Origin of the sequence: Desulfomonile tiedjei DSM 6799 (assembly GCF_000266945.1) — a bacterium.
In the GTDB taxonomy this organism is placed as follows: Bacteria; Desulfobacterota; Desulfomonilia; order Desulfomonilales; family Desulfomonilaceae; genus Desulfomonile; species Desulfomonile tiedjei.
The window spans coordinates 3,633,118-3,659,985 of sequence record NC_018025.1 but is presented as its reverse complement, the minus strand read 5'-3'; the positions used below and the strand labels follow the sequence as shown (position 1 = coordinate 3,659,985).

Annotated in this window: 22 protein-coding genes; 18 read left to right on the top strand and 4 right to left on the bottom strand. The window is 50.0% G+C overall.

The window, feature by feature from the left end:
- The first annotated feature begins 3 nt into the window (after positions 1-3).
- The 3 genes from DESTI_RS15500 (at position 4) to DESTI_RS15490 (ending at position 4,552) form a co-directional block, all read left to right on the top strand.
- Positions 4-1,788 carry an ABC transporter ATP-binding protein gene (locus DESTI_RS15500; RefSeq protein WP_014810912.1) on the top strand — a complete coding sequence of 595 codons (1,785 nt, stop codon included), beginning with the start codon at positions 4-6 and terminating at the stop codon, positions 1,786-1,788.
- A gap of 561 nt (positions 1,789-2,349) precedes the next feature.
- Entirely contained in the window at positions 2,350-3,348 is a 999-nt protein-coding gene (gene lpxK, locus DESTI_RS15495) for a tetraacyldisaccharide 4'-kinase (RefSeq protein ID WP_014810911.1), read from the top strand.
- A 100-nt stretch (positions 3,349-3,448) separates the two neighbouring features.
- Positions 3,449-4,552, top strand: coding sequence for a glycosyltransferase family 9 protein (locus DESTI_RS15490; protein WP_014810910.1), 1,104 nt, complete (start codon positions 3,449-3,451; stop codon positions 4,550-4,552).
- Positions 4,553-4,847: 295 nt separating this feature from the next.
- Here DESTI_RS15490 and DESTI_RS15485 read toward each other — a convergent pair whose 3' ends face one another.
- The 4 genes from DESTI_RS15485 to DESTI_RS15470 form a co-directional block, all read right to left on the bottom strand.
- Positions 4,848-5,810, bottom strand: coding sequence for a hypothetical protein (locus DESTI_RS15485; protein ID WP_014810909.1), 963 nt, complete (start codon positions 5,808-5,810; stop codon positions 4,848-4,850).
- Positions 5,811-5,892: 82 nt separating this feature from the next.
- Entirely contained in the window at positions 5,893-6,867 is a 975-nt protein-coding gene (locus tag DESTI_RS15480) for a GSCFA domain-containing protein (RefSeq protein WP_014810908.1), read from the bottom strand.
- A 278-nt stretch (positions 6,868-7,145) separates the two neighbouring features.
- Entirely contained in the window at positions 7,146-8,363 is a 1,218-nt protein-coding gene (locus DESTI_RS15475) for a 2,3-bisphosphoglycerate-independent phosphoglycerate mutase (RefSeq protein WP_014810907.1), read from the bottom strand.
- A gap of 166 nt (positions 8,364-8,529) precedes the next feature.
- A complete protein-coding gene (locus tag DESTI_RS15470) occupies positions 8,530-8,838 on the bottom strand; it encodes a hypothetical protein (RefSeq protein ID WP_014810906.1) in 309 nt (102 codons plus the stop codon).
- Between the two features lie 175 nt (positions 8,839-9,013).
- Between DESTI_RS15470 and DESTI_RS15465 the strand changes: the two genes are divergently transcribed.
- From DESTI_RS15465 to DESTI_RS15390, 15 genes are all read left to right on the top strand, one after another.
- Positions 9,014-9,895 (top strand): decaprenyl-phosphate phosphoribosyltransferase, encoded by an 882-nt coding sequence (locus DESTI_RS15465; RefSeq protein WP_014810905.1) that lies wholly within the window; start codon positions 9,014-9,016, stop codon positions 9,893-9,895.
- A gap of 27 nt (positions 9,896-9,922) precedes the next feature.
- Positions 9,923-10,228 (top strand): hypothetical protein, encoded by a 306-nt coding sequence (locus DESTI_RS15460; protein ID WP_014810904.1) that lies wholly within the window; start codon positions 9,923-9,925, stop codon positions 10,226-10,228.
- Between the two features lie 160 nt (positions 10,229-10,388).
- Positions 10,389-10,781: a hypothetical protein gene (locus DESTI_RS15455; RefSeq protein WP_014810903.1), complete on the top strand. Its 393-nt coding sequence runs from the start codon at positions 10,389-10,391 to the stop codon at positions 10,779-10,781.
- A 192-nt stretch (positions 10,782-10,973) separates the two neighbouring features.
- A complete protein-coding gene (locus tag DESTI_RS15450; protein WP_014810902.1) occupies positions 10,974-12,140 on the top strand; it encodes an acyl-CoA dehydrogenase family protein in 1,167 nt (388 codons plus the stop codon).
- A gap of 88 nt (positions 12,141-12,228) precedes the next feature.
- Entirely contained in the window at positions 12,229-12,771 is a 543-nt protein-coding gene (locus tag DESTI_RS15445; protein ID WP_014810901.1) for a helix-turn-helix domain-containing protein, read from the top strand.
- 869 nt (positions 12,772-13,640) lie between these two features.
- Complete coding sequence (locus DESTI_RS15435; protein WP_014810900.1) at positions 13,641-14,393, top strand: 3-oxoacyl-ACP reductase family protein; 753 nt, start codon at positions 13,641-13,643, stop codon at positions 14,391-14,393.
- A 368-nt stretch (positions 14,394-14,761) separates the two neighbouring features.
- On the top strand, positions 14,762-15,256 hold the full coding sequence (locus DESTI_RS15430; RefSeq protein WP_014810899.1) for a hypothetical protein: 495 nt from the start codon (positions 14,762-14,764) through the stop codon (positions 15,254-15,256).
- Positions 15,257-15,331: 75 nt separating this feature from the next.
- Positions 15,332-15,679, top strand: a complete 348-nt coding sequence (locus DESTI_RS15425; protein ID WP_014810898.1) for a hypothetical protein — start codon at positions 15,332-15,334, stop codon at positions 15,677-15,679.
- A gap of 67 nt (positions 15,680-15,746) precedes the next feature.
- Complete coding sequence (gene hisA, locus DESTI_RS15420; RefSeq protein ID WP_014810897.1) at positions 15,747-16,472, top strand: 1-(5-phosphoribosyl)-5-[(5-phosphoribosylamino)methylideneamino]imidazole-4-carboxamide isomerase; 726 nt, start codon at positions 15,747-15,749, stop codon at positions 16,470-16,472.
- Positions 16,472-17,236, top strand: coding sequence for an imidazole glycerol phosphate synthase subunit HisF (gene hisF / locus DESTI_RS15415; RefSeq protein ID WP_014810896.1), 765 nt, complete (start codon positions 16,472-16,474; stop codon positions 17,234-17,236). Before hisA ends, hisF begins: the two co-directional genes overlap by 1 nt.
- Before the next feature lie 116 nt (positions 17,237-17,352).
- Entirely contained in the window at positions 17,353-19,701 is a 2,349-nt protein-coding gene (locus tag DESTI_RS15410) for an endonuclease MutS2 (RefSeq protein WP_014810895.1), read from the top strand.
- A gap of 69 nt (positions 19,702-19,770) precedes the next feature.
- Entirely contained in the window at positions 19,771-21,537 is a 1,767-nt protein-coding gene (gene dnaG, locus DESTI_RS15405; RefSeq protein WP_014810894.1) for a DNA primase, read from the top strand.
- Positions 21,538-21,721: 184 nt separating this feature from the next.
- The gene (rpoD, locus tag DESTI_RS15400) at positions 21,722-23,491 is read left to right on the top strand and encodes an RNA polymerase sigma factor RpoD (RefSeq protein WP_014810893.1); all 1,770 of its coding nucleotides are present in this window, start codon (positions 21,722-21,724) and stop codon (positions 23,489-23,491) included.
- A 63-nt stretch (positions 23,492-23,554) separates the two neighbouring features.
- Positions 23,555-24,796 (top strand): AmmeMemoRadiSam system protein B, encoded by a 1,242-nt coding sequence (gene amrB / locus DESTI_RS15395; RefSeq protein WP_014810892.1) that lies wholly within the window; start codon positions 23,555-23,557, stop codon positions 24,794-24,796.
- Between the two features lie 60 nt (positions 24,797-24,856).
- Positions 24,857-26,359: a S1C family serine protease gene (locus DESTI_RS15390; protein ID WP_014810891.1), complete on the top strand. Its 1,503-nt coding sequence runs from the start codon at positions 24,857-24,859 to the stop codon at positions 26,357-26,359.
- The last annotated feature ends 509 nt before the right edge of the window (positions 26,360-26,868 follow it).

Sequence of the window (26,868 nt, the reverse complement as noted above, 5' to 3'; positions counted from 1 at the left end):
GTTGTGCATGTTTACAGGAGACTTCTGCGGTATCTTTCGCCGTACCTTCTCAAACTGATCGTTGCCGGCGTATGTATGATCGGAGTGGCCCTGGCCACAGCCTCTCTTGCTTACCTTGTGGAGCCTGCGCTGGATGATATCTTCCTGAAAAAAGATTTGGCCATGCTGATCTTCATCCCCCTGATCGTTGCCGTGGTCTACGTGGTCAAGGGAGTGTGCGACTTTGCCCAGTATTATCTCATGGCGTACGTGGGCCAGAGTGTTATCCGCGACCTGCGAGAAGAAATGTTCACAAAACTGGAACAGATGTCAGTGGGGTTCTTCGTCCGGCATTCCACGGGCGAGCTTCTTTCCAGGATGAATAATGACGTTTCTCTCGTTCAGGGAGCAATGACCAGCGCCATCACAGGTATTGTCAGAGATGCGGTTACAGTGATTGCGCTCATCTGTGTGGTCTTCTACCGTGATTTCACTTTGGCGCTTATGGCTATGGTGGTATTTCCCCTCGCTGTGTATCCTCTGCTTTCTTTCGGAAAGAGACTGAAGCGTTACTCGAGACGAATGTTGGTATCGCTCGAAGACATTACCCAGCGTTTGAACGAGACGATCACGGGCATCAGAATAGTCAAAGCGTTTGCCATGGAGGATTACGAACGTTCCAGATTCAGAGAAGTAAATCAAACCTTATTCAACGCGTTCATGCGGAGATTCAAGGTACGTGCACTTTCCAATCCCGTGATGGAGACTCTCGGGGGATTCGGAGTCTGCGCCATAGTGTTCTACGGCGGCTACCAGGTAGTGAACGGGATATCCACACAGGGCACTTTCTTCAGCTTCCTGGCTGCTCTGTTCATGCTTTACGAACCGATCAAGCGCATCAATGAAGCGAATAGCACCATCCAGGAAGGAATCAGCGCCGGAGAGCGGATTTTTGCATTGATGGACGCCGATCCTGACGTCACGGATCGTTCGGATGCCGTCGAGTTGCAGACGTGCACCGGGGAAGTAGTCTTCGACACCGTTTTTTTCGGGTACGAAGATCAAATGGTCCTCAAAGGAGTGAGCATTCGAGCCAACCCCGGTGAAGCAATTGCCATCGTGGGTGAAAGCGGTGTGGGAAAAAGCACGCTGCTGGATCTTATTCCCAGGTTTTATGATGTCAATTCCGGGGCCATTCTCGTCGATGGGAAGGATGTCCGCAGCCTTACCCAGAAATCCCTGCGCGAAAAGATCGGGGTGGTTACGCAGCAGACTATTCTGTTTGACGATACTATTCGGAACAACATAGCGTACGGGCGGCCGGATCTTTCCCTGGAAAAGGTCGTGGACGCAGCAAAGGCGGCCCATGCGCATGATTTCATAGCAACTCTCCCTAACGGGTACGACACTATCATAGGGGAAAACGGTATCAAGCTCTCTGGAGGGGAACGTCAGAGAATAGCCATTGCGCGAGCGCTCTTGAAGAATCCTCCCATATTGATTCTGGACGAGGCTACATCCAATCTCGATTCAGATTCGGAAAGAGCTGTCCAGAGCGCTTTGGAAGAGCTGATGCGCGGCCGGACCACCGTTGTCGTTGCCCATCGGCTGTCCACAATCCGTAACGTTGACAGGATCTACGTCCTTATGAATGGCACCGTGGCAGAGCAGGGGAGCCATGACGAGCTTCTCTCTCGCGACGGAGAATTCGCTCGGCTGTATTTTCTGCAGTTCTCTCTCAATGAGAATGGGGAAAAGAATTTGGAAGCCGCAGGATTGATGCCGGAATCGAAGGCTGGAAGCAAGTAGCTCGCGTTTTAGACTGCGAGTCGGGAAAATCTTTTTGACTATGTGACTGACCCTTGGTGCTCGCTGGCGCAAATATGGTGTCGATAAGAGGTGACGCTCCTTCGGTAGATTTTGTAGGGCCGGCGTCACGAGGTTGTCTCAAAACTCGAAAGTTATCCCAGATCGTGGCACGAAGTTCTCGTGATGTTTCCGGCCTGATTGTAGGGGCGGGCCTAGTGTCCGCCCAAATAAGGGCAGGCACGAGATCTGTCCCTACTCGGATGGAGAATCGTGGCACGATGTGTTGTGCACTCGAGAATTTTGAGACAGTCTCTGCCGACCCACCTTGAATGACCGGCACGGAGGCCGATCACTACCGAAGAAAATACTCAAACCTCAATTCCGATCAAGGAAAGTACTCACCGTATTTACCCCAAGCAGACTTTGGTCACATTACGTACATTTCGAGAGAATGGTAGATCTGTAGTCCTGGGGAAATGGACTCCGGACAATGCCAAGAGTCTCTTGATAATATGGGTAATCTTCACAGAGAAGGTCCCAAATTTGAGTGAGCAGCCAAGAATGACTTCATCGCTTCTGCGCATACCCGCTGCAGGCTATTATCTGGTTCAAAAACTGAGAGAACAGGCCTATCGTGTCGGTGCGTTGCAGAGCATTCTTCCCCCCGTTCCGGTGATATCTGTTGGAAACCTGCTCATGGGAGGCAGTGGCAAAACCCCGTTTGTCATCTATCTGGCAGAACTGCTCAGGAGAGAAGGCTTCAAACCAGCCGTGGTGAGCAGAGGCTACAAGGGGTCAAATCGCAAAGATTTCCTCGTAGTGGGAGACGGGGTATCAGGCGATCCCATAGTCGATCCGTCAGTATCAGGGGACGAACCTTACCTTATAGCAGCTCGGTTGCCGCAGGTTCCGGTTATTGTGGGAAAGAGAAGAATCCATCCAGTGAGAGCCGCACACACGTTGTTCGGGGTCGATGCGGTGATCCTCGATGACGGATTTCAGCACCTCCCTCTGGACCGTGGACTCGATATCGTGCTCATGAACGGTACCGAGGATCATATGTTTCCTTTCGGAAGTCTTCGTGAGCCTTTATCAGCACTGAAGCGAGCCGACATTATCATGCTGTCGGGAATTGAGTACATCCCTCCCCGAGCATTGCCTTATACCGAACAATCAGCAGTATTTCATTGCAGCTTCGAATCGGATATCTTGCTTACGTACGAGGACACAGTGTCCGGATCTCACTTCTCAGGAAAAGAAGTGGTTCTCATGTCAGCAATTGCCGGACCGGAGCGGTTCCGGAAATCGGCCGAGCAACTCGGATGTGTGGTTAAGGACCACGTAATTTTCCGTGACCACCACAGGCCGGACAATAGTCAACTGGAGCACGTGCTGAACAGGGCAGGGGAGTCAGGCGTAATAATGACCGAAAAGGATCGTGTAAAACTGCCCCTCTGGTTCTTGCAAAAGGCAAACGTGTTTGCACTGCGATTGCGAACCGTAGTCCGGGAAGAGATGCAACTGATTTCTCTCCTCAGACGAACAATAACCGCCACCTGATGCCGCAATCAGAAGAGTAATATTGGGAGGAACTTCTTACAAGAAGTTCCTCCCCGATCTTGCTCTCTGATTATGGATCAGTAAGATTTCTTGGATGCACATGGATATTTCCGGAAAACGCATACTGATCGTGAAGCAGAGTTCACTTGGTGACGTCGTTCATGCTCTGCCTCTGGTGCATGCTTTGAAGCGCTGTCATCCGGACTGCCATATCGGTTGGATTGTGCAAAAGGGGTTTGCTCCTTTGCTGGAACCCGATCGATGTGTTGACGACATCATTCCTATTTCCATACCTTCCACGAGCGATCCTCAGGCGAAGAAAGGCATATACGGAGAAGCTGCAAGGGCGACGTTCAGGACCTTGAAAGAGTTGCGGAGGAAGTTTCGTGCAGCTCCTTACGATATCGTGCTGGATCTTCATGCCTCTCTGAGAAGCGGTTTTCTCGGGCTCACAAATCCTGGAGGGGTGCGGATCGGGTTCGCAGATGCGAAAGAATTCAACACGTTCTTCCAGCACCATCGGCTCGTTACTCGAGCGGACGAACCCCACGCGGTGGACAAGAATCTCGTCTTTGCCCGTTTCTTGAACTGCTTACCCGAACCCGAGGATTTTCGAATCGAGATTAACCAAGGCGCACGTGGCTCCGTGGAGAAATTCCTGAGAGAATCGGGGATTCGCACCGATCGACAGATTATCTATGCCAATCCTTCGGCGCGCTGGACAACCAAATTCTGGACTGTCCCCGCGTGGGCGGAGTTCGCCGATCTGGTAGCGGAACAGACGTCGGCAGCCGTTATCTTTGCAGGAAGCCCGGAAGACCGCCCGTACATCGATCAAATCATGGCACTGACCAGGAGCGTTCCGGTTGTTGCAGCAGGCAAGCTGAGCCTTGCAGAATCAGTTGCCCTCCTGAGTCTTTCCGACGTTTACGTTGGTGTGGATTCCGGCCCGATGCATATTGCCGCATTCACGGGTACTCCGGTGGTGGCTCTTTTCGGACCTACAGAACCGGAGAAAGTCGGGCCGTACGGTTCGGGTCATCTTGTGGTCAGGAGAGAAGACCTGACATGCCTCGGATGCAGAAAACGGACTTGTGATAATCGTGAGTGCCTGCAATCCCTCTCAGCATGGACTGTATTCGATGCCTTGCTCGAACTTCTCGGACGGACCGCGGAGCAAAAAACAGTTCGCCGAATTCCATAGAAAGAATTAATGCCAATTTGCTTTCAAAGTTGGCCGAAAATCCCCCCATTCCCCCCTTTATAAAGGGGGGTTGGAGGGGATTTTCGGCCAACTTTGAAAGCAAATTGGTATACGATTCGACAATGCAGATCGACCGGATGCAGCACTCAAAGCTGTCGTGCATCCCCGCTTGCACGGTCGGCAATCGATTTATCGTAGAGTGGATAAATTGGGAGTTTTTGGGGAGGGGTGCGGGGAGGGACTTTTTGCAAAAAGTCCCTCCCCGCAGATTTCTTCAAAATTGCCCGATCTTACTTCAGAGCGCTTCGCGCAGGCGGGAGATCATGGCGTTCCAGTGGGAATCATCTTTATAGATGACGATACGGCCGTTTAATCCGACCAGTTCGTTATTTTCTTTCTTTGCCTTCATCCGGTATTTTGATGCAATGGCTGCTGCGTGTTCGACGGGCTTCTTCATATGCACGGTGCCTACGATCTTGATATCGGGATTGTTTTCGAGCAGAGCAGGGACAGTCTCCAAGACATCTTTTTCAAACCAGCAATCGAAATAGGCAATCTTCGCAAGCCTCGACCTGAACACCTCCGCGTACGGATCGTCTTTTGGGCTGCGCGCAAGCCATTTTCCCACCGAATTGAGTACTCTGCCTCCACCTGAGAAGCCTGCCAGAGTGATAGTCGTGTTTTCTTTCTTTATATGCGGAAAACGCTTGCGAAAAGACTTAAAGATTCTGTTCACCGTCTTGAAGAGCATTTCCGGTTTTTCTCCCGGCCCCGGGGACAATGATGCCCAACGATCCTGGCTGCGAAATTTGTTCAAATCCGGAGTGTCGACAAATCCTACAAACAGAAACGGTTGCTTCTTTCGCTCCTCGGCAAGTGCACTCAATTCTTTGCGAAAGCTCAGATAGTAATCCTTGGAATGCATTCCGTGGAAATAGAGGATAAGCTCGACACGGTTGCATTTCCTGAAATCGTGCGAGCCCACAAGCCACACGTACTTCAGATCGTCATCCCAGGGCGGGATCCTCCATTTCTGATACGGAATTTGTCCGTCCGAGCGTGTGACCAGACCTCTCTCTTCTTCGAGAAGCGGCAGTTGCGTACGTTGAAGAACATATGGAGATTGGGAAAGCAGTGTACACGAAGAGCTGCATATGAGGACGGCGCATATAAGAGCCAGTTGAACGAGCCGGAAACCATTTCCGTAAAAATAATTCAACGCTCCACTAATATATGCGCTTTTGCGGAGACAAAACATCGGGTCGAAAACCCCTTTTCGGGATTTCCCTCCCCCGACAGGTCAATTTTATCAATATGCAGACGATGTTGTCAACAAAGGGTTATTCCGTATGCGCTTGATTACGGCTATCTCCGTAAAATCTGAAGAATTGCTCCATGATGAAATCGACGGTGTCCTGGTTCACGTGAAAGTTCTCCCTTCCTTCGGAAAAAATACTCCTACCCAGGAGAGGCAGGTACACCGTAGCCATTTCAAATGCCGGAAAATAATGGACATTCTGATGATTCTCCGCAAACTGATCTGCAACAGCCCGCAAGGTTGCTTTCGAGCAGCAGCTTGCACTGATCACGTCGGCATTTGTGCGAAAAGTCGCCCATAAATGAACCGGAGATACGGTTATTACGATCTGGCATTGTGGATTGTGTCTAGCCATGATTTCATGAATCCGTTCCAGATTCGCAAGATTTTCTGCATATCTGGTCACTCGGAAACGGTAACGATTCATGTCGCCATGTTCGTTCACATAGGGCCCCGAAGGAAGGCAAATGACAGAGCCATCGTGCATATCCTCCCAGACTTCCGTCAATCCTAAAGTGAGAATGAGCACCTCCGCGCGTTGCAGCGCTCTTTTCGAACACTCCCGATGGTGCCTGAAATCTGAATCAGCCTGTTCCTGGGTTTCATAAAGGACGATCCTGCGATACGGATCCTGAATTTTGCCTGACATGGGAGTCTTCCACCAGCGCACCTCAGGATTCCAGTCCTCGAAGGTGTATTCGAATATCTGTCGCATGGAAAATGTGTTGTAAAGACGTTCCCATGCAGCGCTTGCATGCTTCGACGCGGGATGCTCAGCTTCCTCCTGCACGTAGGAATATCCTTCCCGCAGCAGAACGCTTTTGATCTCCCTGGCGAAGCACGAACCCATGGATGCTACCGGAGTATCCTTCGTGATCTTAAGCGCTTGCTCTCCAGGGCACGGATATAACCCGTCAGGAGGAGAATTGTCGTACGAACCGGGCCAGACTTGCCAGGATTCGAAAGAATGGATCGGATGAACATCGGATCGTGCCATAAAATCCTCTTTGTCTTCCTTCTATACTGTTCATACCGATCGCAATCAAAGCAGTAAGACATGGGGAACCTTTTTGTAAAAAGGTTCCCCAAACCCTTCCAAAAACTTTCAACACTCGTCTCAGAGCTGATTTTTCTGTAGGAAAAACCAGCTCTGAGACGAATGCTAGAAGTTCTTGGGAAGGGGCTCGGGGAAACACTTCTTACAAGAAGGGTTTCCCTGGTTTTACTCCTTTGATTGCGAACCGATATGAAGTATCGAATGATGTCAAATGCCTGTCAGGCTCCGTATTTGGCTTGTCTGCGAGCGTATGCTGTTACCAGTTTCATAAGGTCGGTTCCCTTGAATTGTCCGAGTACGCCGCGAAGGCAGTGGGTTTCGCCGAACTCCGTCACATCGGGATTGGTACGGCTTGTTCCGGGAGCCCAGATCAATGTTGGCACAGGATGCCAGCTATGGGATTTCAGAACCGCTGGTGTAGAATGATCTCCTGTGACCACCACTACGTCCGGATTCAGTTTCAGGATGTCGGGGATTATCTTATCGACCTTTTCGATCTCCTTTACCTTGGCATCGAAATCACCGTCTTCGCCCCTGCTGTCGGTGTACTTGTAATGAAAGAAGAAGAAATCGTAAGAATCCCAATTTTCTCTCAGTGACCTCAACTGATCCTCGAGATTCGCAAGCCCCTGGATGATGGTCATACCAACGAGATTTGCCAGGCCCTTGTACATTGGATAAACAGCAAGAGCAGCGGCCTTGAGCTTGAATATGTCTTCGAAGGTGGGCAATCCGGGTTCTTTCGACCAGCCTCTCAGAGTTACCATATTAGCCGGATGCTGGTCTTTTATGGCGTCTCTCACCTTTTCAACCCACTGGTTGGCCAGGTCTGCAGTGTGACTGGTCGCTTCGGCATCATCCTGGGGTTCGACACGCAGCGGTTTAGCACCTGTCTTCTGAGGATCGGTTTCGCTCAAATGGGGAGAAAGACCGGACCCGCGGAAAATCAATGCAAATCGATAATCCCTTACCGGTTTGACAGTGATTTCGACTCCCGGCAGGGTTATGCCTTCGATCAGTCCGACCATTCGGGCGCATTCTTCAGTGGAGATGCGACCGGCCCGGCGATCCGTTATAACGCCCGAATCGTCCACGGTGCAAAAATTTCCTCGTGCAGCGACATCTTTATTCGTAAGATGAAGCCCTATGCCCACCGCTTCCAGGACTCCTCGTCCGATCAAACACTCAATGGGATCGTACCCGAATAATCCCAGATGCCCGGGACCGCTTCCCGGAGATATACCTAATCCCACAGGATGCAGGAGTCCGGCCATGCCCTCTCTGGCCAGGCGGTCAAGATGTGGCGTAAACGCAGACTCGAGCTCGGTTGGACCCCCTAATTCCCGGGGAAGACCTCCAAGTCCGTCCATGACCAACATCACGATCTTCGTTTCGTTTTTCTGGGTCAGACTTCTCATAAGATCGAAATCATTCATAATACCCCTCCACGTCGACATTATCGAATCAAACGGTCTTCATAGCCATTCACGTTGTTAATCGTTGTCCCCGGGCATGGAAGCAGGCCGCGCTTTTCATCAAGACATCGTATCACTTAGTCTGTTGTGGTTCCAAGGTCAGGAAGAAGAATAATGTGAAGTACCGCTAGTTGCGCTCGCCGGAATGGTCACCCGTCTCAAAACCGTGATATACTACTAATGTCGGTTTTTCGCGATCGTATGTACCTGATTCCCGCAGTGCTCTCCTGAAGCGGGGCATATGAATGAGGTCGAACGTCTGATCTTTTCCGGGAAAAAGTTTCAATGCGAAGGTTTTCACACCATCTATTAAGGACGCTGCTTCGCTGGCGGAAAGACGGCCGCTCATGAGAACTTGAACGGTCAGATCCGACATAATTCTCAGAAGCCTAATACGCCTGTTTTCCTCGCGGATTGCATCTTGCAGGTCTGTCATGTGAAATAATCCTCCCCATAAAGAATAGTGCATTGCTCCAGGAGTACCAAGGGAACGGTCCGGCATCTTTCTCAAGGATTCAGGGACGCAGCACTGAGTTTTATTTTACAGAGCAACAACATTGTGCTAAAAGCTAATGTTCCAGTTCAACCAAAACAATGGAAGTCGTGATGTGATGAACATTATCCTCCCCGCTCTAAAATTGATGAGACCCACCCAGTGGATAAAAAACGGATTCGTCTTGATGCCGCTTGTGTTCAGCGGTCATCTGACTCATTGGGAGGATGTGGTCAAAGTATCGGCCATGTTCGTCGCATTTTGTTTCGCATCCTCGGCAACGTACATTCTGAACGATTATATGGACGTCGAACAAGATCGAGTCCATCCTCGCAAGAAACATCGTCCTCTTGCTGCGGGAGAGATCAGTCCGACTGCGGCACTGTCGTTTATGGTCGTACTGATTGCAGCCATGCTTTCCGTGGCCGTGATTGCGCGTATTCCCTTGAACGGTTTCTTGTGCCTAGGGTTTTATCTTATCATACACGTCTTTTATTCGATCAAACTCAAGGACCTCGTTATTCTCGACGTCCTCACCATCTCTGCCGGATTTCTCCTTCGCGTTCTTGGCGGTGCCGTCGTATTGAGTGTCACGGTTTCGAGTTGGCTCATTCTCTGCACTTTCTCCATTTCGATCTTTCTGGCTCTGGGCAAACGAAGACACGAAGTGATGATTCTCTCGGATGACGCGACCTCCCATCGACCGGTCCTTGAGAACTACAATGTTGCGCTCCTCGATCAGCTCGTACAGGTGGCCACGACGTCCACGCTGATTTTTTATTGCCTGTACTCTGTGAGCGAAAATCACGTTCTCGGTATTCAATCGGAGAAGCTCGCGTGGACTATTCCGTTAGTAACGTACGGGATCTTCCGCTATTTGTTTCTCATCTACCACGAGGAAGACGGAGGCTCTCCCACAGAGCTTCTGCTTGCGGACGTCCCGCTTCTGTGCTGTGTGACCGCTTGGCTCATAGTCTGCGGAGTGATAATATATCGTTAGCTTTCCAACGGAAACAAGGGGGACCAGGTGCTTAAGGCGGTTAAATACACACTTTGGTTCGGCGTTATGGCAGGCATCGGAATACTGCTCGGATGTTTCATTCACGGTCAAAGAACCAACCAGCCGACAATCATGAGCGGGGTGGCCTTTGTACGCGAACTGCCGCAGGGAGAGCGTATCGTGGGGAACATCGAAACGTGGTATTTCTCATATGAAGAGAAGAAAAGCCTCGAGAAATTCAAGGAAAAACACAAAGACGAGATCCGTATCGATCCTGAAGTAGCAGAGCGACACAAGAATTTACTCCGTGGGTCGGACCGCAAGGCTGAATGATTGGAAACATTTTTTTCCTGAATATAGCGATATTTAGAAGAAAATCTAAAACCAAAACTTGACAATATCCCGCCGAGATGTTACCCCATCCCCCGTGCCTGTTCCGGAAGGCACAGTCGATAACCCGTTGGTCGACGTACCCGCAGTTCGTGGAGAAATCATGAAACCTTACGGCAGCACCCAGGATACCGATCTATCCAGCATTCCTTCCGAATTTCGCGAAAACTATAGATTTTTAACTGAACTAATTGATTGTAGGGACAAAAACCATTCTGCCATATCGGGTCTCGATTGCCTCGGTCAGAGGAAACTTTTTGAATTAAGAGGCAAGCTGAATCGCCGCCAGTTGAAAATCATCAATGACTACATTAATCAACTGCAGGATTCCGAAATGTTTTCAGCCCCTGTACCTGCAGAACTCGAAGCCTCCATACGCATCAAGAAACGCTCGTCATGGCTTCCCTGGGAAGCCGAAGCGATTCGAAAGATCGAACGCTGGCGCAATGACCTTTCGGCCATCACCACGAACGGAACCAGCGGCCGCGTGCGCTGACAAAAATGTTCCCCCCCGGCGTTTTTCATTGACTCCTCTATTCGTAAGCGAATAATTATCTGCAATAATGTCGATCGAATCGGGCCGGCAAGCAGTTTTGTCGGTTCGGTTTACGGCCCCTCCTGAAAAAACAATTCGATAGAGCCTGTAAGTAAGTCTGGATTGCTCTTGCCCGAGAAGTGGAGATTGCTCATGGATTTCAAGCTTAATGACGAGCAGCGCCTCATTCGGAAAGCTGCTCGAGATTTTGCCACAAAGGAACTCGCGCCCAACGCGCGGGAGTGGGAAGAAACCGCAACCTTTTCTCGACAAGTGTTCGACAAAATGGGACAGCTCGATTTCACTGGCCTGTATATTCCCGAAAAATATGACGGGACCGGCGTAGGGCGTCTCACTGCTGCTCTGATCTTTGAAGAACTCGCGAAAGGCTGTTTTGCAACCGCTGTGTACCTGAGTGTTCACAATATGGTCGCGAATCTCATCTTTCAATACGGTAACGAAGAGCAGCGCGAACGATGGGTGAAACCTTTGGCTCTCGGAGAGAAACTCGGCGCGTACTCCCTGACTGAAGGAGAAGCAGGATCCGATGCGGCAAATTTGCAGACCACCGCTGTGAAGACAGACGGTGGATACGTAGTCAACGGAACGAAGCTCTACGTAACAAGCGGTGAGGTTGCCGACGTATACGCAGTTATGATTCGGACTGACGAGGCTCAAAAACAGCGCGGAATAAGCGCTTTTATCGTTGAAAAAGGCACCAAAGGATTCGGATTCGGCCCACACGAGCCCAAAATGGGGCTGAACGCTTCCCCAACCACCGAACTTCATTTCAATGATTGCTTCATACCCGAGGAAAACTTGATCGGTGAAAAGGGAAAAGGCTTCAACATGGCTTTGAGTGCCCTCAATGGAGGAAGAGTCAGCATAGGTGCATGTTCAACGGGATTGGCCCAACAGGCTTTCGATTACGCTCTCGCGTATGCACACAAGCGTCATCAGTTCGGCCGGCCCATTGTATCCTTCCAAGGACTCCAATTTTTGTTTGCCGATCTCGCTACGGAAATAGAGGCTTCACGACTACTCGTGTACCGCGCTGCCGCCATGATGGATCAGGGTGAGCCGTGTGTGCTGGAAGCAGCAATGGGAAAGAGATTTGCTACCGATACTGCCATGAGAGTTACGACAGAAGCGGTTCAAATTCTGGGAGGCTATGGGTACATGAAATCCTACCCTGTGGAAATGTACATGCGATTCGCAAAAGTTGCTCAGATATTCGAAGGCACGAACCAGATTCAACGAGTGGTTATCGCTCGGGAACTCGGTAAATACAAAGGACGCAAAGCTCCCGATACCTACTAATATGCTGAATTTGGTGAGCAACGATCCAGAGCACACGCGTTCGGGAACAGAGACGCAATCGTCGGCAAAGAGATCAAGGAGATATATGATGCCAAAAAAACCTGCAAAACCTCTGAGTCTCGGGGAACGAATCCGGGACATGCGAGAGAAGCAAAACATGGACGTCACACAACTGGCTCACAGGGTCGGCTTCGATCCGGAATACCTCGAAGATGTGGAGTCAGGAAAAGTGTCTCCTCCGGTAGGATTACTTATTCAAATCTCTCGTGCACTCTCGATCGATTCAGCGACCCTCCTCGCGGAGGAAAAAAAAGAAGAAAGACTGCAAAGTTACCGAAAACGTACCAAGGCATACTCTTACAAGAATCTTACGCCCAATGCGGAAGATAAGCATCTATGGGCTTACTTGATTACACTGGACCCCAAAAAAGAGCACGAAATGGTTTCATACCAGCATGAAGGCGAGGAATTCGTGTACGTGCTCGACGGCCGCATCGAACTGCAGGTTGCCGATGAGACACACGTTCTAAAGACAGGCGCCAGTCTGCATTTCAACTCCGGCCTGAAACATTTTTTGAAAAACCTGAGCAACAAGCATTCCAAGCTGATAGTGGTTGTCTATACTCCATAAAAGGGGCGCGTTTCTTCCGGAACCGAAATTTATAGTCAGTGCCAAAAATTCTGTCGTTTATCCCGCGCGTGAACTACAGGATATTGGTAGGGACCGGCGTCTCTGCCGGTCCATCATAGCGATATCATTTAATAATATTGAAGATGTGCCGGCACGGAGGCCGGCACCCACCAATACTCTTCTTCTGAATCAGACGTTGTTTGGCCACGTACTATAATTTTTTTCGATCGGAAATTCATAAATCGGAAATTCATGAAAGGGAAAAGGCCGTCACAAAGAGTCCCAATCAGGGTATTTTCTTCTCGAGTTTTCACAAAAGAATCACGGCATTTTATTTTCGAGTTTCGGTGAAGGCGCGCCATGTAACTGCTTGATAATAGTTTTAAAAAAAAGAAGTGTACCTGTGCAAAAATGGAAACCTTTTTTCTTGTCATCTGTCCACATACCTAGGGGTTATGTGAAAAGCGAACACCGCAGACTCTAGTAGAAATCCGCATCATGGCAGCCCGTGCGGTGAGTTCGTGCGGGTCGCAACCAGACACAATAACCCATATCCATACCTCCTTTCACGCCCCGAGCCCCTCTCGGGGCTTTTTTTTTGCAAGTACCAGCTTTTTTTTTCGGTTTTATCTTGTTATACCATTTCGCAGTTATGCACATAAGATAGCGAAGGCTGGTGGTGTCCTGAGCGCAGTGATTAGATGGCTTTGCGTCGTCCGGAGCGAAGGATACCTCTAGTCTGCCAGATTACAAAAAGAAAAGCGAATCAGTATTAGAGTGAATGCCGTCCCAGTTTTCCTGGAATCCAATGAGACGGAATTCATCAATATGGATCGCTAAGTAAAAGATGCACGATACAGGAGGTATGTATGAGACTGGCCGGTAGAGCGGCAGTAGTTACTGGAAGCAGTAGAGGAGTCGGGCGCAATGTCGCGCTGGCTTTTGCGCGCGAGGGCGCGGACGTTCTGATCAATTATAGTTCCAGCGAAGCACCTGCCCTGGAAGCGGTGGAAGAGATCAAAGCAATGGGAAGGAAATCGCTGGCCGTCAAGGCAGACGTTGCAGTCAAATCCGAAGTGGAAGCAATGATGTCGGCTGCTAAAGAACATTTCGGTCGGCTCGATATTCTGGTGAATAACGCAGGGTTCACCAGGCCTTCTATGCTGAACAAAATGTCTGAATCCGATTGGGATGCCGTGCTGAACGCGCACCTCAAAGGTCCTTTTCTTTGCATACAGGCTGCTTTCAACTATTTCAAAGAGCAGAATTACGGCAAAGTCATCAACGTCAGCTCCGTGGCAGGCCTTGTCGGCACGGTGGGGCAAGTGAACTACGCTGCCGCAAAAGGCGGAATACTGAGCTTTACGAAAAGTGTAGCCCGTGAATTTGCCCGGTACAATGTTTGTGCAAATGTAATTTCCTTGGGTATAGTGGAAACGGATATGACCGAAAAGATCCGTTCAGATGAGAAACTCAAAGAGATTTACATGAATCGCATACTTTTGAAGCGGTTCGGCACATCCGACGACATTAGCCCGGCTTTCGTATTTTTGGCATCATCCGAATCCGATTACATCACCGGCCAGGTGCTGTGTGTTGACGGTGGATACGGGATGATTTAGCACCGGTCGGCGAAAAGCCCTTCTGAGGCTTTGCGTTGGACCAAAAAATTCTTGACTTGGTTTTGGGCATCTGATAGACAATTTCTACATCAAAAAAGCATTGCATGGTGTATCCATACCTGCGGACCGAGACATTACGTATCATGTAAGGAGGGTCGGCTTGGTGGTGGATATATTTCGAGGCAACGAGCATTGTAAGCTGGTTGATGAAACGTGGTCACAAGAGGCGTCAAGAAAAAATAGCTTGACATTCACTGGTTGATTTGATACCAAAAATACATTCCGGACTATATCGGATTTTTATCCGGGAATGTTTTTACGGGTCTCCCAACATTGTGGGAGGAACTGTTGAAAGGAGGATTGAGGGTATGGTTAAACGTTTATTACTTCTGAGCCTTGTGGTTCTCGCACTGTGCGGCGCTAGCATGATTAGTTATGCTGGTGGCCCTGCCGGCGGCCCTGGCTTTATGCCGCCACCTCCGGGACTGCCTCCGGTGTGTGGTCCGGCTGCGACTGAGTATTCTCAGGTGAAAGAGGAGATCGTTCCGGTGCCTGCGCAACTGCGTAAGGTCCGTGTAGTTGCCCCTTATCTGGCGGGCGTTGCATGGCCGAGAACTCCTCTTGCATTTTACGGCAATCCCCAGACTTTCCCCAACCCCATCGCGCTCGGTCGCTATGAGTGGCTGGTGCCCGCCGTGGAAATCAAAAACGAGCATTTCGATACCTTCATGGGGCCGTGCTGCAAGGCTGAAAAAGTGCCCCGCTGCGTATACGTAAAAGCTAACTACGTAAAAATGAAACCGGTTTGCGGACCCGTTCCTATGGCTCCGCCGCCCCCTATGCCCTGCAAAGTGAAGAAGTAGGCTGGCCGCGAGAAAAGGCTAAGATAGAAGAGACTTGTATAAGATATAGTGATTTGTCGAAAGGAGGATGAGGGTATGGTCAAAAAGCTAGGAATTCTCGGTGTCATCCTGGTCGTCGTAGCTGCGGCGGGCATGGTGTGGGCCGAGACATCTACGGGCTCGATCCCGGCTCCGCAACCGATGGTTGCTCCGGCTGCAGCCCCTGCTTGTGTGGGTGTGTCTTGTGCGCCGCCTCCACCCAAAGTTAAAATGAAACCCAAGAAACTGACGACTTCCATCGAAGTGAAAATGCAGTATCCCCAGCCGCCTATGCCGGTCTGCGGGCCCATAAGCTGCGGTCCCCCTCCCATCCCGGTTGCGGTACCCATGTGGAAGTTCATCGTTCCCTGGCCCCCCTTCGTTTATTACCTGCCTGTTGAATAGCAGACAGTTCATTGGACGAATAAAAAGCCCCCGGAATGGGGGTTTTTTTATTCCCGGATAAGCATCCATGATTATTATTCCCGCTATAGATCTTAAAGAAGGTAAGTGCGTAAGGCTGCGGCAAGGCAGAATGGATTCCTCAACGGTGTTTCATGACGATCCCGCAGCGCAAGCGCGTTTGTGGGAGGATTCCGGAGCGTCAAGAATTCACGTAGTAGATCTTGATGGCTCTGTGGGCGGAGTTCCTGTCAATTTGAACCGCGTGCAGGAAATCGTTGAAGCCGTTAAGGTTCCGGTACAGGTAGGAGGCGGGATTCGGAATGCCGACACAATTCGGCTGTACCTGGACTCGGGAGTTGCCACAGTGATTCTCGGTACCGTTGCCGCAAAGGAACCCGAACGCGCTCTTTCGCTTATGGAGCAGTTTCCCGGTAGGATCTCCATCGGAATTGACGCTAAGTCAGGCGTAGTTGCCGTTCAGGGATGGACCGAATCTGCCGGAGTTTCTGCGAACATGTTAGCTGCGCGGTTGGAACCGGCAAATCCTGTCGCTTTCATCTATACCGATATCGATCGGGACGGAATGATGCGCGGGCCCAATATTGAGGCAACTCGAACATTTGCAGCCGGGACGGCCATTCCCGTGATACTGTCCGGAGGCGTTACCACAGTCTCTGATATCGAAGCTACACTGCCTCTTGAAAAAGAAGGTGTGATAGGCATTATTATTGGAAGGGCCCTATACGAGGGAACGATAGATCTTAAAGCGGCCGTGAGGTTGGTACAAGCATAATGCTGGCAAAAAGGATTATTCCGTGTTTGGACGTGAAAGACGGCAGGGTCGTCAAAGGGGTTAATTTCGTGAATCTACGAGATGCCGGAGACCCTGTTGACAATGCCCGTTTCTATGATGAAGAGGGCGCGGATGAACTGGTATTTCTCGATATAACAGCGTCTCATCAGAAACGAAAGATCATTCTCGACGTGGTGGCGCGCACGGCCGAAGAAGTTTTTATGCCTCTCACCGTTGGAGGCGGCATAAGGACCACCGCAGATATCCGAGAATTACTCAATGCCGGCGCAGACAAAGTATCTCTCAATACAGCGGCGGTCCAGAATCCCGAGATACTCAGGGAATCTGCCCTCAAGTTCGGAAGCCAATGCATCGTCGCTGCGGTTGACGCAAAGAAAACCGGAAGAACTCCCTCAGGCTTTGAGATTTCGATTCATGGCGGTCGCACCATGACGGGAATCGATTGCCTCGAATGGGTTCGGAAGGTGGAAGAACTCGGTGCAGGTGAAATTCTCCTGACCAGCATGGATGCAGACGGTACGAAGGATGGGTACGATATTCCCATGACCCGCGCAGTTGCAGATATCGTAGGAATACCGGTAATAGCTTCCGGCGGAGCGGGAACTGCCGAGCACTTGCGGGACGCTATTGTTCAGGGTAATGCAGATGCGGTCCTCGCTGCTTCGATCTTTCATTATCGTGAAATACCTATTAAGGAACTGAAAAAATATCTTCAATCTGAAGGAATTCCGGTTCGACTTTGATCAGCAAGAGAAGAATTGCGGAATGAAAAGGAAACCCCGCAATTGTTTGCGGTTTCTGTCTTTCCTGTGAATCTGCACTGTTAGCTGCTCCCGTCGAACTCACGCCATGATCGCCGATGTACGATGACTCACTACATGATGTAATCTCCGAAAGCACCGCCGCTCTGGAAATCCCCGGAGTTCTGGAGGAAGTGGCTGCGTACGCCATGAGTACGCCCGGAAAAAATGAAGTTTTGTCGGCAGAACCACAGGAGGATCTGGAGACTGTACGCTTCTATCTGGATTTTGTTTCCGAACTCAAAGAGTTGATCTCGATTGACGGAGAGTTCCATTTTCCGGGACTGATTCCCATGGACCGCCTTCTGGTCCGGCTGGACGATCCGTCAGTCATTCTGGATTCCGAAGAGATATTGGCAATTTCCGATCTCTTATACACGATTGATATAACACTGCGAAGGCTCAGATCGCTGGAAGACAGATATCCTCTCCTTCGGGATCATGCGGAAAAAATTGTTCCCTTAAACGAAATCAGAGGACGCATACTCAAGGTCCTGGATGAACAGGGACAGGTGCGACCTGATGCAAGTCCCGGTTTGCAGGAAATACGTAATCGTACGAGGTCCGTTCGGGACAGGATTCGTAAACGCCTGGAAAGAACGGTTCAAGATCAGGAGCTGTCCCGCATTGTTCAGGAAGACTATATAACGCTCCGTAACGATCGGTACGTGATACTTCTGCGTCCCGAATTCAAAGGACTCCTGGAAGGCATTGTACATGACCACTCCCGAAGCGGCGCATCAGTCTATGTTGAACCGCTCCATGTTGTGGAATTCAACAATCAGGTCGCATCGCTCCTTGACGAAGAGCGGGTTGAAATCAGACGCATTTTCCAGGAACTGACCGGCCACATACGATCCGCGAGAGAAGAAATCCTTCAGGATTTGGCAGCACTGGTGTGGCTGGATGCTTTTCAGGCCCGTGCACGGTATGCGGCTGCAACGAAATCGATCCCGCCTATTCTCGTCAACGAGGGGTTTAGCATTCTGGGTGCACGACATCCATTGCTTTTGGCTTCACTGGAATCCGAGGTGGTGCCCATGGATGTTGTGCAGGCTCCGGAAACACTTGCAACGGTTATCAGTGGCGCAAATATGGGCGGCAAGACTGTTGCGCTCAAAATAGCGGGACTTTTTCCGCTCATGGTGAGATGCGGCATAATGGTGCCCGCACGAGAAGGTACCCGCATAACGCCGTTCATGCGAATAATGGCGGATATCGGAGAAGAGCAGGATATCCGGGGAAGAGTGTCTTCCTTCTCGGGTCACGTTCTGAAAATCAAGAGTATTTTCGATCATGTGCGGCCTGGGGATCTCGTTTTGTTGGACGAACTTGGAGGCGCAACGGATCCCGACGAAGGATCTGCTCTTGCCATGGCAATCCTGGATGAGCTCATTGCCAGAGGCGCTCGAACAGTGGTCACAACCCACCTTACGCATTTGAAGGCCTATGCCCTTTCAAGAACGGACGTGAAGAACGTCAGCGTCGAGTTTCATTCTGTCACGCTTAAGCCGACGTACAAGCTATTGTACGATCTGCCAGGTGAATCTCACGCCGTTGTTACTGCGGAACGCTTGGGATTGCCCGACAGGATCATCACAGCGGCACGTAATTATCTCGATAGATCTGCAGGCGGAAGCTCTCAGCTCCTGGAAAGTCTGCGGATTAAGCTTTCAGAAATCGAAACGCTCAGAGACTCTCTCGAAAGAAAGGGCACAGCGCTGCAGGCTGAACTGGACGATGTGCGATCTCGTAGGGAAGACCTCATCGAGGGACTCCGTAGAGAAGCGGTCGAGTTGATGCGAAAGGCAGAAAAGGAAATCACCGACCTTCAGATTTCTTTGAAATCGGGCAAGCTCAAGAGTGGCCGGGAACCACGTCAAGCTCTGTACAATATCAGACAGGATCTTCAGGAAAAATTGGGCACCCCGTTGAACAGGGAGGTTGCTCCCCCCGATGTCGGCTCTCGCGTCAAAATAAAATCCCTCGGCCGGGAAGGTATAGTAAAGAATATCCTGGACAATGGCCGGGTGGATGTAACGTTCGGACGTGTCACGGTGCGAGCGGATACAGAAGACCTGATAGTGCTGGATTCCGGCTCAGGAAAAAAAAGTTCTTCAAAAATGGAGCGGATTGGGGTAGATATCCCATTTGCCAACCCTCAGTGGGAGGTGAATGTAATCGGTCATCGGACGGACGATGCCATTCCGCTCGTTGACAAAGCACTGAATGAGGCTGTCCTATCAGGGCTGCCGTCTTTGGTCATTATTCACGGTAGAGGAACAGGCAGACTAAAAGCAGCTATTCGTGAGTACCTCGCTCAACACGCCCTCGTGAAAGATTTTCAGCCCGGCGACCCGCAATCGGGAGGCGAAGGCGTTACGGTAGTCACTCCCATTTCCGAGTGAGTTCGCGGAGGCATACATCGTTTCATCTACTGTTCATGATTGGGCAATCCCGGAGAATGGGATAGTTTGATGCGTATTCCGGAATCGAAAATTGCTGAAGTTGCTGCTGCTGCGGATATTGTACAAGTAATTTCGGAATATGTGAATCTCAAGAAAGCGGGAAAGGATTATCGAGGAGTCTGTCCGTTTCACGGTGACAAAGATCCATCCTTCTACGTGTCTCCACAAAAAGGAATTTTTCATTGTTTCGGCTGCTCGACAGGAGGAAGCGTATTCAATTTTATTATGCGGGCTGAGAACACCACGTTTACGGAAGCCGTTCGCATGCTCGCAGAACGATATGGAGTCCCTTTCCAGTATGAGGAACGGCGTCGCGGAAGCGGATCCCCCGATCAGAAAAATACCATCGAGAAAGCTCTCGCCGTAGCGCAGGAATATTTTGAAAAAGGCCTGAGGACCAGCACACAAGCCAGAGAATATCTTGAGCACAGAGGTATCCCTGCTGAATGGATTTCACACCTCGGACTCGGTTTTGCCCCTGATTCCTGGGACGGTCTCCAGCATGAGCTGCGTTCGGCTGGAATAAGCGGAAAAGACGGAATCGCTGCAGGATTATCGAAACCCCGAGCAACAGGCGGTTTTTACGATTACTTCCGTTCGAGAATCATGATTCCCATCAGGGATCTGAACGGCCGTATGATCGCTTACGGAGGCCGCATTCTTGGTCCCGGAGACCCCAAATACCTGAATTCTCCGGAGTCGCCGGTCTTCAGGAAAAAGAACGTTCTGTTCGGCTTGGATGCTGCAAAAGAGGCCATCCGAAGAGAAGGCCTGTTGATCCTGGTAGAAGGATATTTCGACCAGATTTCTTTGCGAATCCGGGGTCTGGAAAACGTTGCGGCTCCTCTGGGAACAGCTTTGGGAACAGAACAAATTCGGCTTCTCAAGCGTTTTACAAGCGAAGTAATCGCGCTTTTCGATGGTGATGAAGCGGGGCTTCGTGCGGTAAAGCGCGCCATTCCACTTTTTCTTTCCGAAGGAATCGAACCGCGGTGTCTCATTTTGACGGACGACAAAGATCCGGACGAAGCGGTGAACAGGATCGGCATCGATGCTTTTCGGAAATTACTGGATCAGGCAACGTCGGCAGTGGACATGTTTCTCGACGGATTGGAAAGCAAATACGATCTCAAGACAATCCAGGGACGAAATTTGGCGCTCGAAGAATCATTACCTGTGCTCCGACAGATTGCCGATTCAAAAGAGGCGGATTATCTTATTGAGAGATTCGCTTCTCGTATACGTATACGCGAAGATCGTATCCGGAGGATACTCTGGAATGGACGGAAGGCGCGCAAACAGGAATCAGTTGTCGCTTCCAGTCCTATGCGGAAACTTTTCGACTTTCCCGCTGACGAAAGAAACGTGGTTAGAGGGATGTTGTTGCGTGACGGCTTCATCGAGCGAGTTCTTGAGAGTGGGATTCTTAAAGAACTGAGCGATCCGGTTTTGAGAGACTTGGCAGAAAAAATGGTGAAGTTCAAGGGGCTGGCGGGGACTTTCGATCGCGCCTCTTTTTCGCAATCGCTGGAGGATTCGGATTGTGCTTCCATAGTAGCAGGTTGGCTGAGACCGAAACCGGAAGAGGACGATCTTCGGCCGGAAGTGGATGGGGATTTGGCGATTGATCAGTCTATCGACAGTATCCGCCTGAGGAAGTTGGAGTTACGCAAAGAAGAAATAAAAGAGAGGATGAAGAACTGTCCGCCAGGCGAAGAAGAGTACAACATTCTGGCACAAGAATTGTGGACGTTGGCTCGAAGACTTCGCAAGTAGTGTCTGCCCGGCTGACACTCGATCTTTCCGAAATGAATTGCTTACCTAAGAATAATAATGTATTACGTTCCGAAATATATTCGACAATGATTGGTTCCGCTTTTGTGTTCAGGTGTAATATTATTCGGTTTTTGCCGGAATTCGATCGCGGATGTGAAACAACTGCAAAAGGAGACGTCCTTTAATGGTCGATTCAAAGACTAAAACTGAATTCAAAGAGCTGTTCGATCTGGCAAAGAGTAAAAAATACCTCACCTATGATGAGATCAACGAGCATATGCCGTCATCGGTTGTAGGGCCTGCCCAGATTGATGAACTGCTCGTCAAGATGATGACCGATTTCAACGTTGAGTTCGTCGCGTCTGAAAAGAAGATCCCGGTGCTCGAGAAAAAGGTCAGGAAACTGGACGAGGACAAAGCGGAAGAAGACGAGGAAGAGGATCTCGCTGCGGACCCGGAATCGGTTGTGCGGGGAAATGATCCTGTAAAAATGTACCTTCACGAAATGGGCTGTGTTTCCCTGCTCACTCGTGAAGGCGAGGTTGAAATTGCCAAGCGGATCGAGCATGGCGAGCAACAGGTGTTCAGCGTCATCATTGGATGTCCGGTGACGATCAAAGAAGTTTTGACTCTTGGGGACAAGCTTCAGAAAGGAACAATCCGGCTCAAAGAGGTCATTCGCGGCTTCGAAGAAGAAGAAATGCCCGACGGAGACGATTCTACACATGTCGAACGGGTGCTCAAGCTCATTAATGAGATGAAAGACTTTGATGCTAAATACCATAGCCTGGAAGCAAAGAGGAGCGAAGAGACCGACCCTGAAAACAAAAAACAGCTTGAACAGGAAATGAAATCCTGCCGGGAACAGATTGTCGTTTGCCTGAAGAATGTGAATCTGAACACCAATATGATTGACCATATCGCCGGCAAGCTCAAATTCCTGGTCAAGAAATTGGAAACTGCACAGGACGAACTAAGAGCCGTCTGCTATGAATTGAGGGTTCCTCCCGAAAAAATAGAAGAACACTTTGCATTTCTCAAGCAGATGATCGAAGAGAGAAAACCGCTCAAAAAGGTCACGAATCTCTCTCCGCAAAAAGTTTTCGATCTGGAGAAAAAATACGAAAACAGCGTACGCCGGATCCAGAAACTCCGAGCCGAAGCCGCAATGGACGAGGAAAATCTGAAAGCGGCTCTCATGTCGTGCGAAGAAGGAGAGTACCTCGCCCGCAAAGCGAAAAGCGAACTGGTTCAAGCCAACCTGAGGCTGGTTGTAAGCATAGCCAAGAAGTACACGAATCGCGGATTGCAGTTTCTGGATTTGATCCAGGAAGGCAATATCGGCCTTATGAAGGCAGTGGACAAGTTCGAGTACCAGCGTGGCTATAAATTCAGCACATACGCAACCTGGTGGATTCGTCAGGCCATCACGCGAGCTATCGCCGATCAGGCCAGGACCATACGTATTCCCGTCCACATGATCGAAACGATAAACAAACTGATCCGCACATCCAGATATCTGGTTCAGGAATACGGCCGTGAACCGACTCCCGAAGAAATTGCGGAAAAAATGGAATTTCCCCTGGAAAAAGTGAGAAAGGTTCTGAAAATAGCCAAGGAACCCATCTCATTGGAAACACCGATTGGTGAGGAAGAGGACTCCCATCTGGGCGATTTCATTGAAGACAAAAAGATCCTTTCTCCTTCCGATGCGGTGGTGGGAATGAGCCTTACGGAACAAACCCGAAAGGTTCTCGCAACGCTCACACCTCGAGAAGAAAAAGTACTTCGCATGCGATTCGGAATCGGAGAAAGAGCCGACCACACCCTGGAAGAGGTCGGTCAGGATTTTGATGTTACTCGCGAGCGTATTCGTCAAATTGAGGCAAAGGCCCTCAAGAAATTGCGACATCCTTCGCGGAGCAAGCGACTGAGACCATTTATAGAAGGGTAGGGGGATTCAGTCCTCTACCAGACCTTGTATGCAGGGCTAGATCCCTGGTATTCAGGAATGTAATTGTACAGTCCAGATAGCAAGCCGAAGTTGCGCAATGTGGAGCCCATTCAGGTCTCCACGCAAAACGGCCCTACTGTGGGGTTACGCGATCCCCTTCAGATGACCGGGGGTATTCTGTGTTTCCGACCGGAGACACTTCAGGTGCTCGCTTTGATGGACGGCCGGCATTCCTTGAGAGATATTCAAGAGGAAGTTACCCGCCGAACCGGTCTCATTGCGTTTCTGGATGATATTATCGGGCTTGTGAAAAGCCTCGATGAAGCATACTTGCTGGACAGCGAGCGGTTTCGGACGGCTTTTCGGGAACGTGTGGAACGATACCGGCAGTTATCTGTAAGACCATGCTCTCATGCGGGGGCGAGCTATGAAGCAGATCCGGAAAGTCTCCATCGTCAACTGAGTTCTTTCTTCTCGGGAGACGGAGGTCCTGGATCAATCCAAAGCGGTACCGATCCGCGGCGCCCGCTCGGGCTGATTGCGCCACATATCGATGTGCGCTCGGGCGGAAAGTGCTTTGCCAGCGCGTATCATGCACTTGCCGCTGGGCAACCATCCGATATTTATGTAATTTTCGGGACGGGCCACTCGGGGGTGGAAGGGATTTTTACTGCGACGAATCTCGATTTTGAGACTCCTCTCGGTGTGGTCCGAACCGATCGTGAATTTCTGGGGCATCTGACCGACCGGCTCGGACACGATCCTGCTGCCGAAGAAATCCTTCATGCAACAGAACATGTGATAGAATTTCAAGTCATCTTTCTGCAGCATATTTTTGCCGCTCGGCATCCATTTACCATTGTGCCCATTCTCTGCTCGCTTTCTCCCGAGATGCTTCATGAGACCGGCCCCTTTCAGGATCGGAAAAGAAAATTCGATGCATTTTGCAGTGCTGTAAGGAGTGCATGTCAGCGCATCGGTAAATCTGTTTGCTTTATCGCGAGTGCCGATCTGGACCACATCGGCCCTCGTTATGGAGACGGCTTTATCCCGCATAAAGGAACCGTAAACCAGACCCTGGAAAATGACAGGCGTATGCTCGGATATCTTGAGGCTCTGGATCTCCCCGGATTCGTACGGCATGTTTCTTCAGATCAGGAAACAACGAGAATCTGCGGCTTCTCTCCTATTGCTGCCATGTTTCATTGCATGGACGCGACAGAAGGACGTCTTCTCGCACTTGACTATGCACAGGTGGACGACAAGAACTCCTTTGTCAGTTTTGCTTCCATGATCTTCCATTGAGAACGGTAATTTTCTATACTCTGCAAGAATACTCCCAGTACATCACAGGATTCCATGGTTATGACAATTCGCTTCTTCCTGGTCGTCGCGATGGGGATTCTGGTTGCGGCAGGTCCCTGCTTCGGCGACCGGAACAATGCAATAGAAACCAAAGTATTGCGGGTGTTCACCGCAAAAAAGGCTTCATACTATCACAAACCCTGGAAGAGTCCCGATTTCAACGAACTACGGAGTAGTGGGTTCTTCTTTAAGGACGATCGCAGTTTTCCCCACCAGAAAGGGCTGATTCTGACCAATGCCCATGCCGTGTCTATGGCTCAAAGCATAAGAGTGTCAAACGGCCGTGAAAAACGACGATACAATGTACGAATTCTCGGGGTGTGCGATACTGCGGATTTTGCAGTGCTCCAGATGGAACCCGCAGAACTGGAGATATACGAAAGAATAAACGGTAAGGTTGAACCCCTCGAGCTTGGTGACAGCGATAAATTGAGAGTAGGCGACAAGGTGCTGGGATGGGGTTATCCCCTGGGAGGAGAAGGCATCAGCAAGTCGGATCAGGGGGAAATAAGCCGTATAGAAGTAAAAGCCTATGCGCATTCCCGGGATATGTGGCTCATGGTGCAGGCTTCTCTCCAACAGAATCGCGGGAACTCCGGTGGACCGGTCCTCAAAGAAGACAAAGTGATCGGAGTGTCTTTTCAGGGGATGCGTGACAGCGATCGCATTAATTTCTTCATTCCGATCAATCTTGTTAAGCATCTCTTTCCAAGCCTGCAGAATCCCGGTCTCATATGCACCTGGCAGTTGTCCGTACAGCACATGTTTCCTCGTCTCAAGGAGTACTACCACCTCGATCATGATCAGGGCGGTGTTCTCGTTGCACACATAATTCCCGGAGGGGGGCCGTTTGAATTCGGTCTCAGAGAGAATGACATACTGACGCATATTGACGATAACGAGATCGACAATTTCGGCGAAGTATATTGCCCGGACCTGGAGCAGAGAGTCTTGTTTATCGAGGTCTTGAATCGCAAGAGAGTTGGCGACCCCCTTGTAGTCAAAGTGATCCGTGACGGGAAGACCCTCATAATAAAAGGAGTGTTGACGAGAGGCTTGCCGAGACTTGTCCCGAAACTCTTTACCGGAGCGAATTATTTCATCTTCGGTGGAGTGGGATTTGTCGACCTCACCTTGAACTGTATCGAGAACCTCGGCAAATCGGGTGACACATTCAGGGCAAAATACCTGGATGAATACCCGGAGCATCCTTACCAAAAAGTTGTAATTATCTCGGAGATATTTCCCGAATATGGCCTGACTGACAGTTCAGAATACCTGAAGAGGGTGGAAAAAGTAGATGGTAAGGAAGTATTGAATGTGGAAGATCTCTATAATTACCTACAATCGGCAAAAAAGAGTGGAAAAAAGAAAGCATTGATCCAGATAGATCGAAATCTGCAGATCCCTCTCGATTTGGACAATGCAGAAACTCTTGACCGGGAGATTCAGAATAAATATGGAATTTTGTACATGAAGACTCCTGATGGATTCAGCCGTTAATACTGACCTCACAAATAATAGTAGCTTTAATTGTGAGCGAAGAGACTAATGTGAACAGGTAGTTTTCGCAGTCATGCATATGATACTGTTTCGCTTTCAGGCGTGTAACATTGAAAATGAAAAAGCACTGACCTGCGTTTCGCAGGTCAGTGGCACCCAGGACACGGAAACGCTGAAATCAAACGGGTGCCACTGACCTGGGGATCAGGTCAGTGCGAAAAGGAAATTTCAAACCGTATTATATATTGGAAAGCGAATTCGTATGAGATAGCGAAGGCTGGGGGTGTTCTGAGCGGAGTGATAAGACGGCTTTGCGTCGTCCGGAGCGAAGGATACCTCCAGCCTCCCGGATTATATGAGAAGAAAAGTGAATCGGTATCAGAGGTGTTATGCTGGATAGCGTTTGTGACAATGCCACATTAAAAGCCCCTAATTGAATCTTTACGAAATTTGCCAATAAAAACATTGCTCTTCGATATAGAGTGTGATATGGGTAACCTGTGAGGTTT

Bases quoted from the DNA above. Each gene is read 5' to 3' on its own strand.
- DESTI_RS15485 (WP_014810909.1), bottom strand. From the start codon at position 5,810: ATGTTTTGTCTCCGCAAAAGCGCATATATTAGTGGAGCGTTGAATTAT.
- rpoD (WP_014810893.1), top strand. From the start codon at position 21,722: ATGGTCGATTCAAAGACTAAAACTGAATTCAAAGAGCTGTTCGATCTG.
- DESTI_RS15445 (WP_014810901.1), top strand. From the start codon at position 12,229: ATGCCAAAAAAACCTGCAAAACCTCTGAGTCTCGGGGAACGAATCCGG.
- lpxK (WP_014810911.1), top strand. From the start codon at position 2,350: ATGACTTCATCGCTTCTGCGCATACCCGCTGCAGGCTATTATCTGGTT.
- DESTI_RS15450 (WP_014810902.1), top strand. From the start codon at position 10,974: ATGGATTTCAAGCTTAATGACGAGCAGCGCCTCATTCGGAAAGCTGCT.
- DESTI_RS15390 (WP_014810891.1), top strand. From the start codon at position 24,857: ATGACAATTCGCTTCTTCCTGGTCGTCGCGATGGGGATTCTGGTTGCG.
- DESTI_RS15410 (WP_014810895.1), top strand. From the start codon at position 17,353: ATGTACGATGACTCACTACATGATGTAATCTCCGAAAGCACCGCCGCT.
- DESTI_RS15430 (WP_014810899.1), top strand. From the start codon at position 14,762: ATGGTTAAACGTTTATTACTTCTGAGCCTTGTGGTTCTCGCACTGTGC.
- DESTI_RS15425 (WP_014810898.1), top strand. From the start codon at position 15,332: ATGGTCAAAAAGCTAGGAATTCTCGGTGTCATCCTGGTCGTCGTAGCT.
- DESTI_RS15465 (WP_014810905.1), top strand. From the start codon at position 9,014: ATGAACATTATCCTCCCCGCTCTAAAATTGATGAGACCCACCCAGTGG.
- DESTI_RS15480 (WP_014810908.1), bottom strand. From the start codon at position 6,867: ATGGCACGATCCGATGTTCATCCGATCCATTCTTTCGAATCCTGGCAA.
- hisF (WP_014810896.1), top strand. From the start codon at position 16,472: ATGCTGGCAAAAAGGATTATTCCGTGTTTGGACGTGAAAGACGGCAGG.
- DESTI_RS15470 (WP_014810906.1), bottom strand. From the start codon at position 8,838: ATGACAGACCTGCAAGATGCAATCCGCGAGGAAAACAGGCGTATTAGG.
- DESTI_RS15490 (WP_014810910.1), top strand. From the start codon at position 3,449: ATGGATATTTCCGGAAAACGCATACTGATCGTGAAGCAGAGTTCACTT.
- DESTI_RS15475 (WP_014810907.1), bottom strand. From the start codon at position 8,363: ATGAATGATTTCGATCTTATGAGAAGTCTGACCCAGAAAAACGAAACG.
- DESTI_RS15455 (WP_014810903.1), top strand. From the start codon at position 10,389: ATGAAACCTTACGGCAGCACCCAGGATACCGATCTATCCAGCATTCCT.
- dnaG (WP_014810894.1), top strand. From the start codon at position 19,771: ATGCGTATTCCGGAATCGAAAATTGCTGAAGTTGCTGCTGCTGCGGAT.
- DESTI_RS15435 (WP_014810900.1), top strand. From the start codon at position 13,641: ATGAGACTGGCCGGTAGAGCGGCAGTAGTTACTGGAAGCAGTAGAGGA.
- hisA (WP_014810897.1), top strand. From the start codon at position 15,747: ATGATTATTATTCCCGCTATAGATCTTAAAGAAGGTAAGTGCGTAAGG.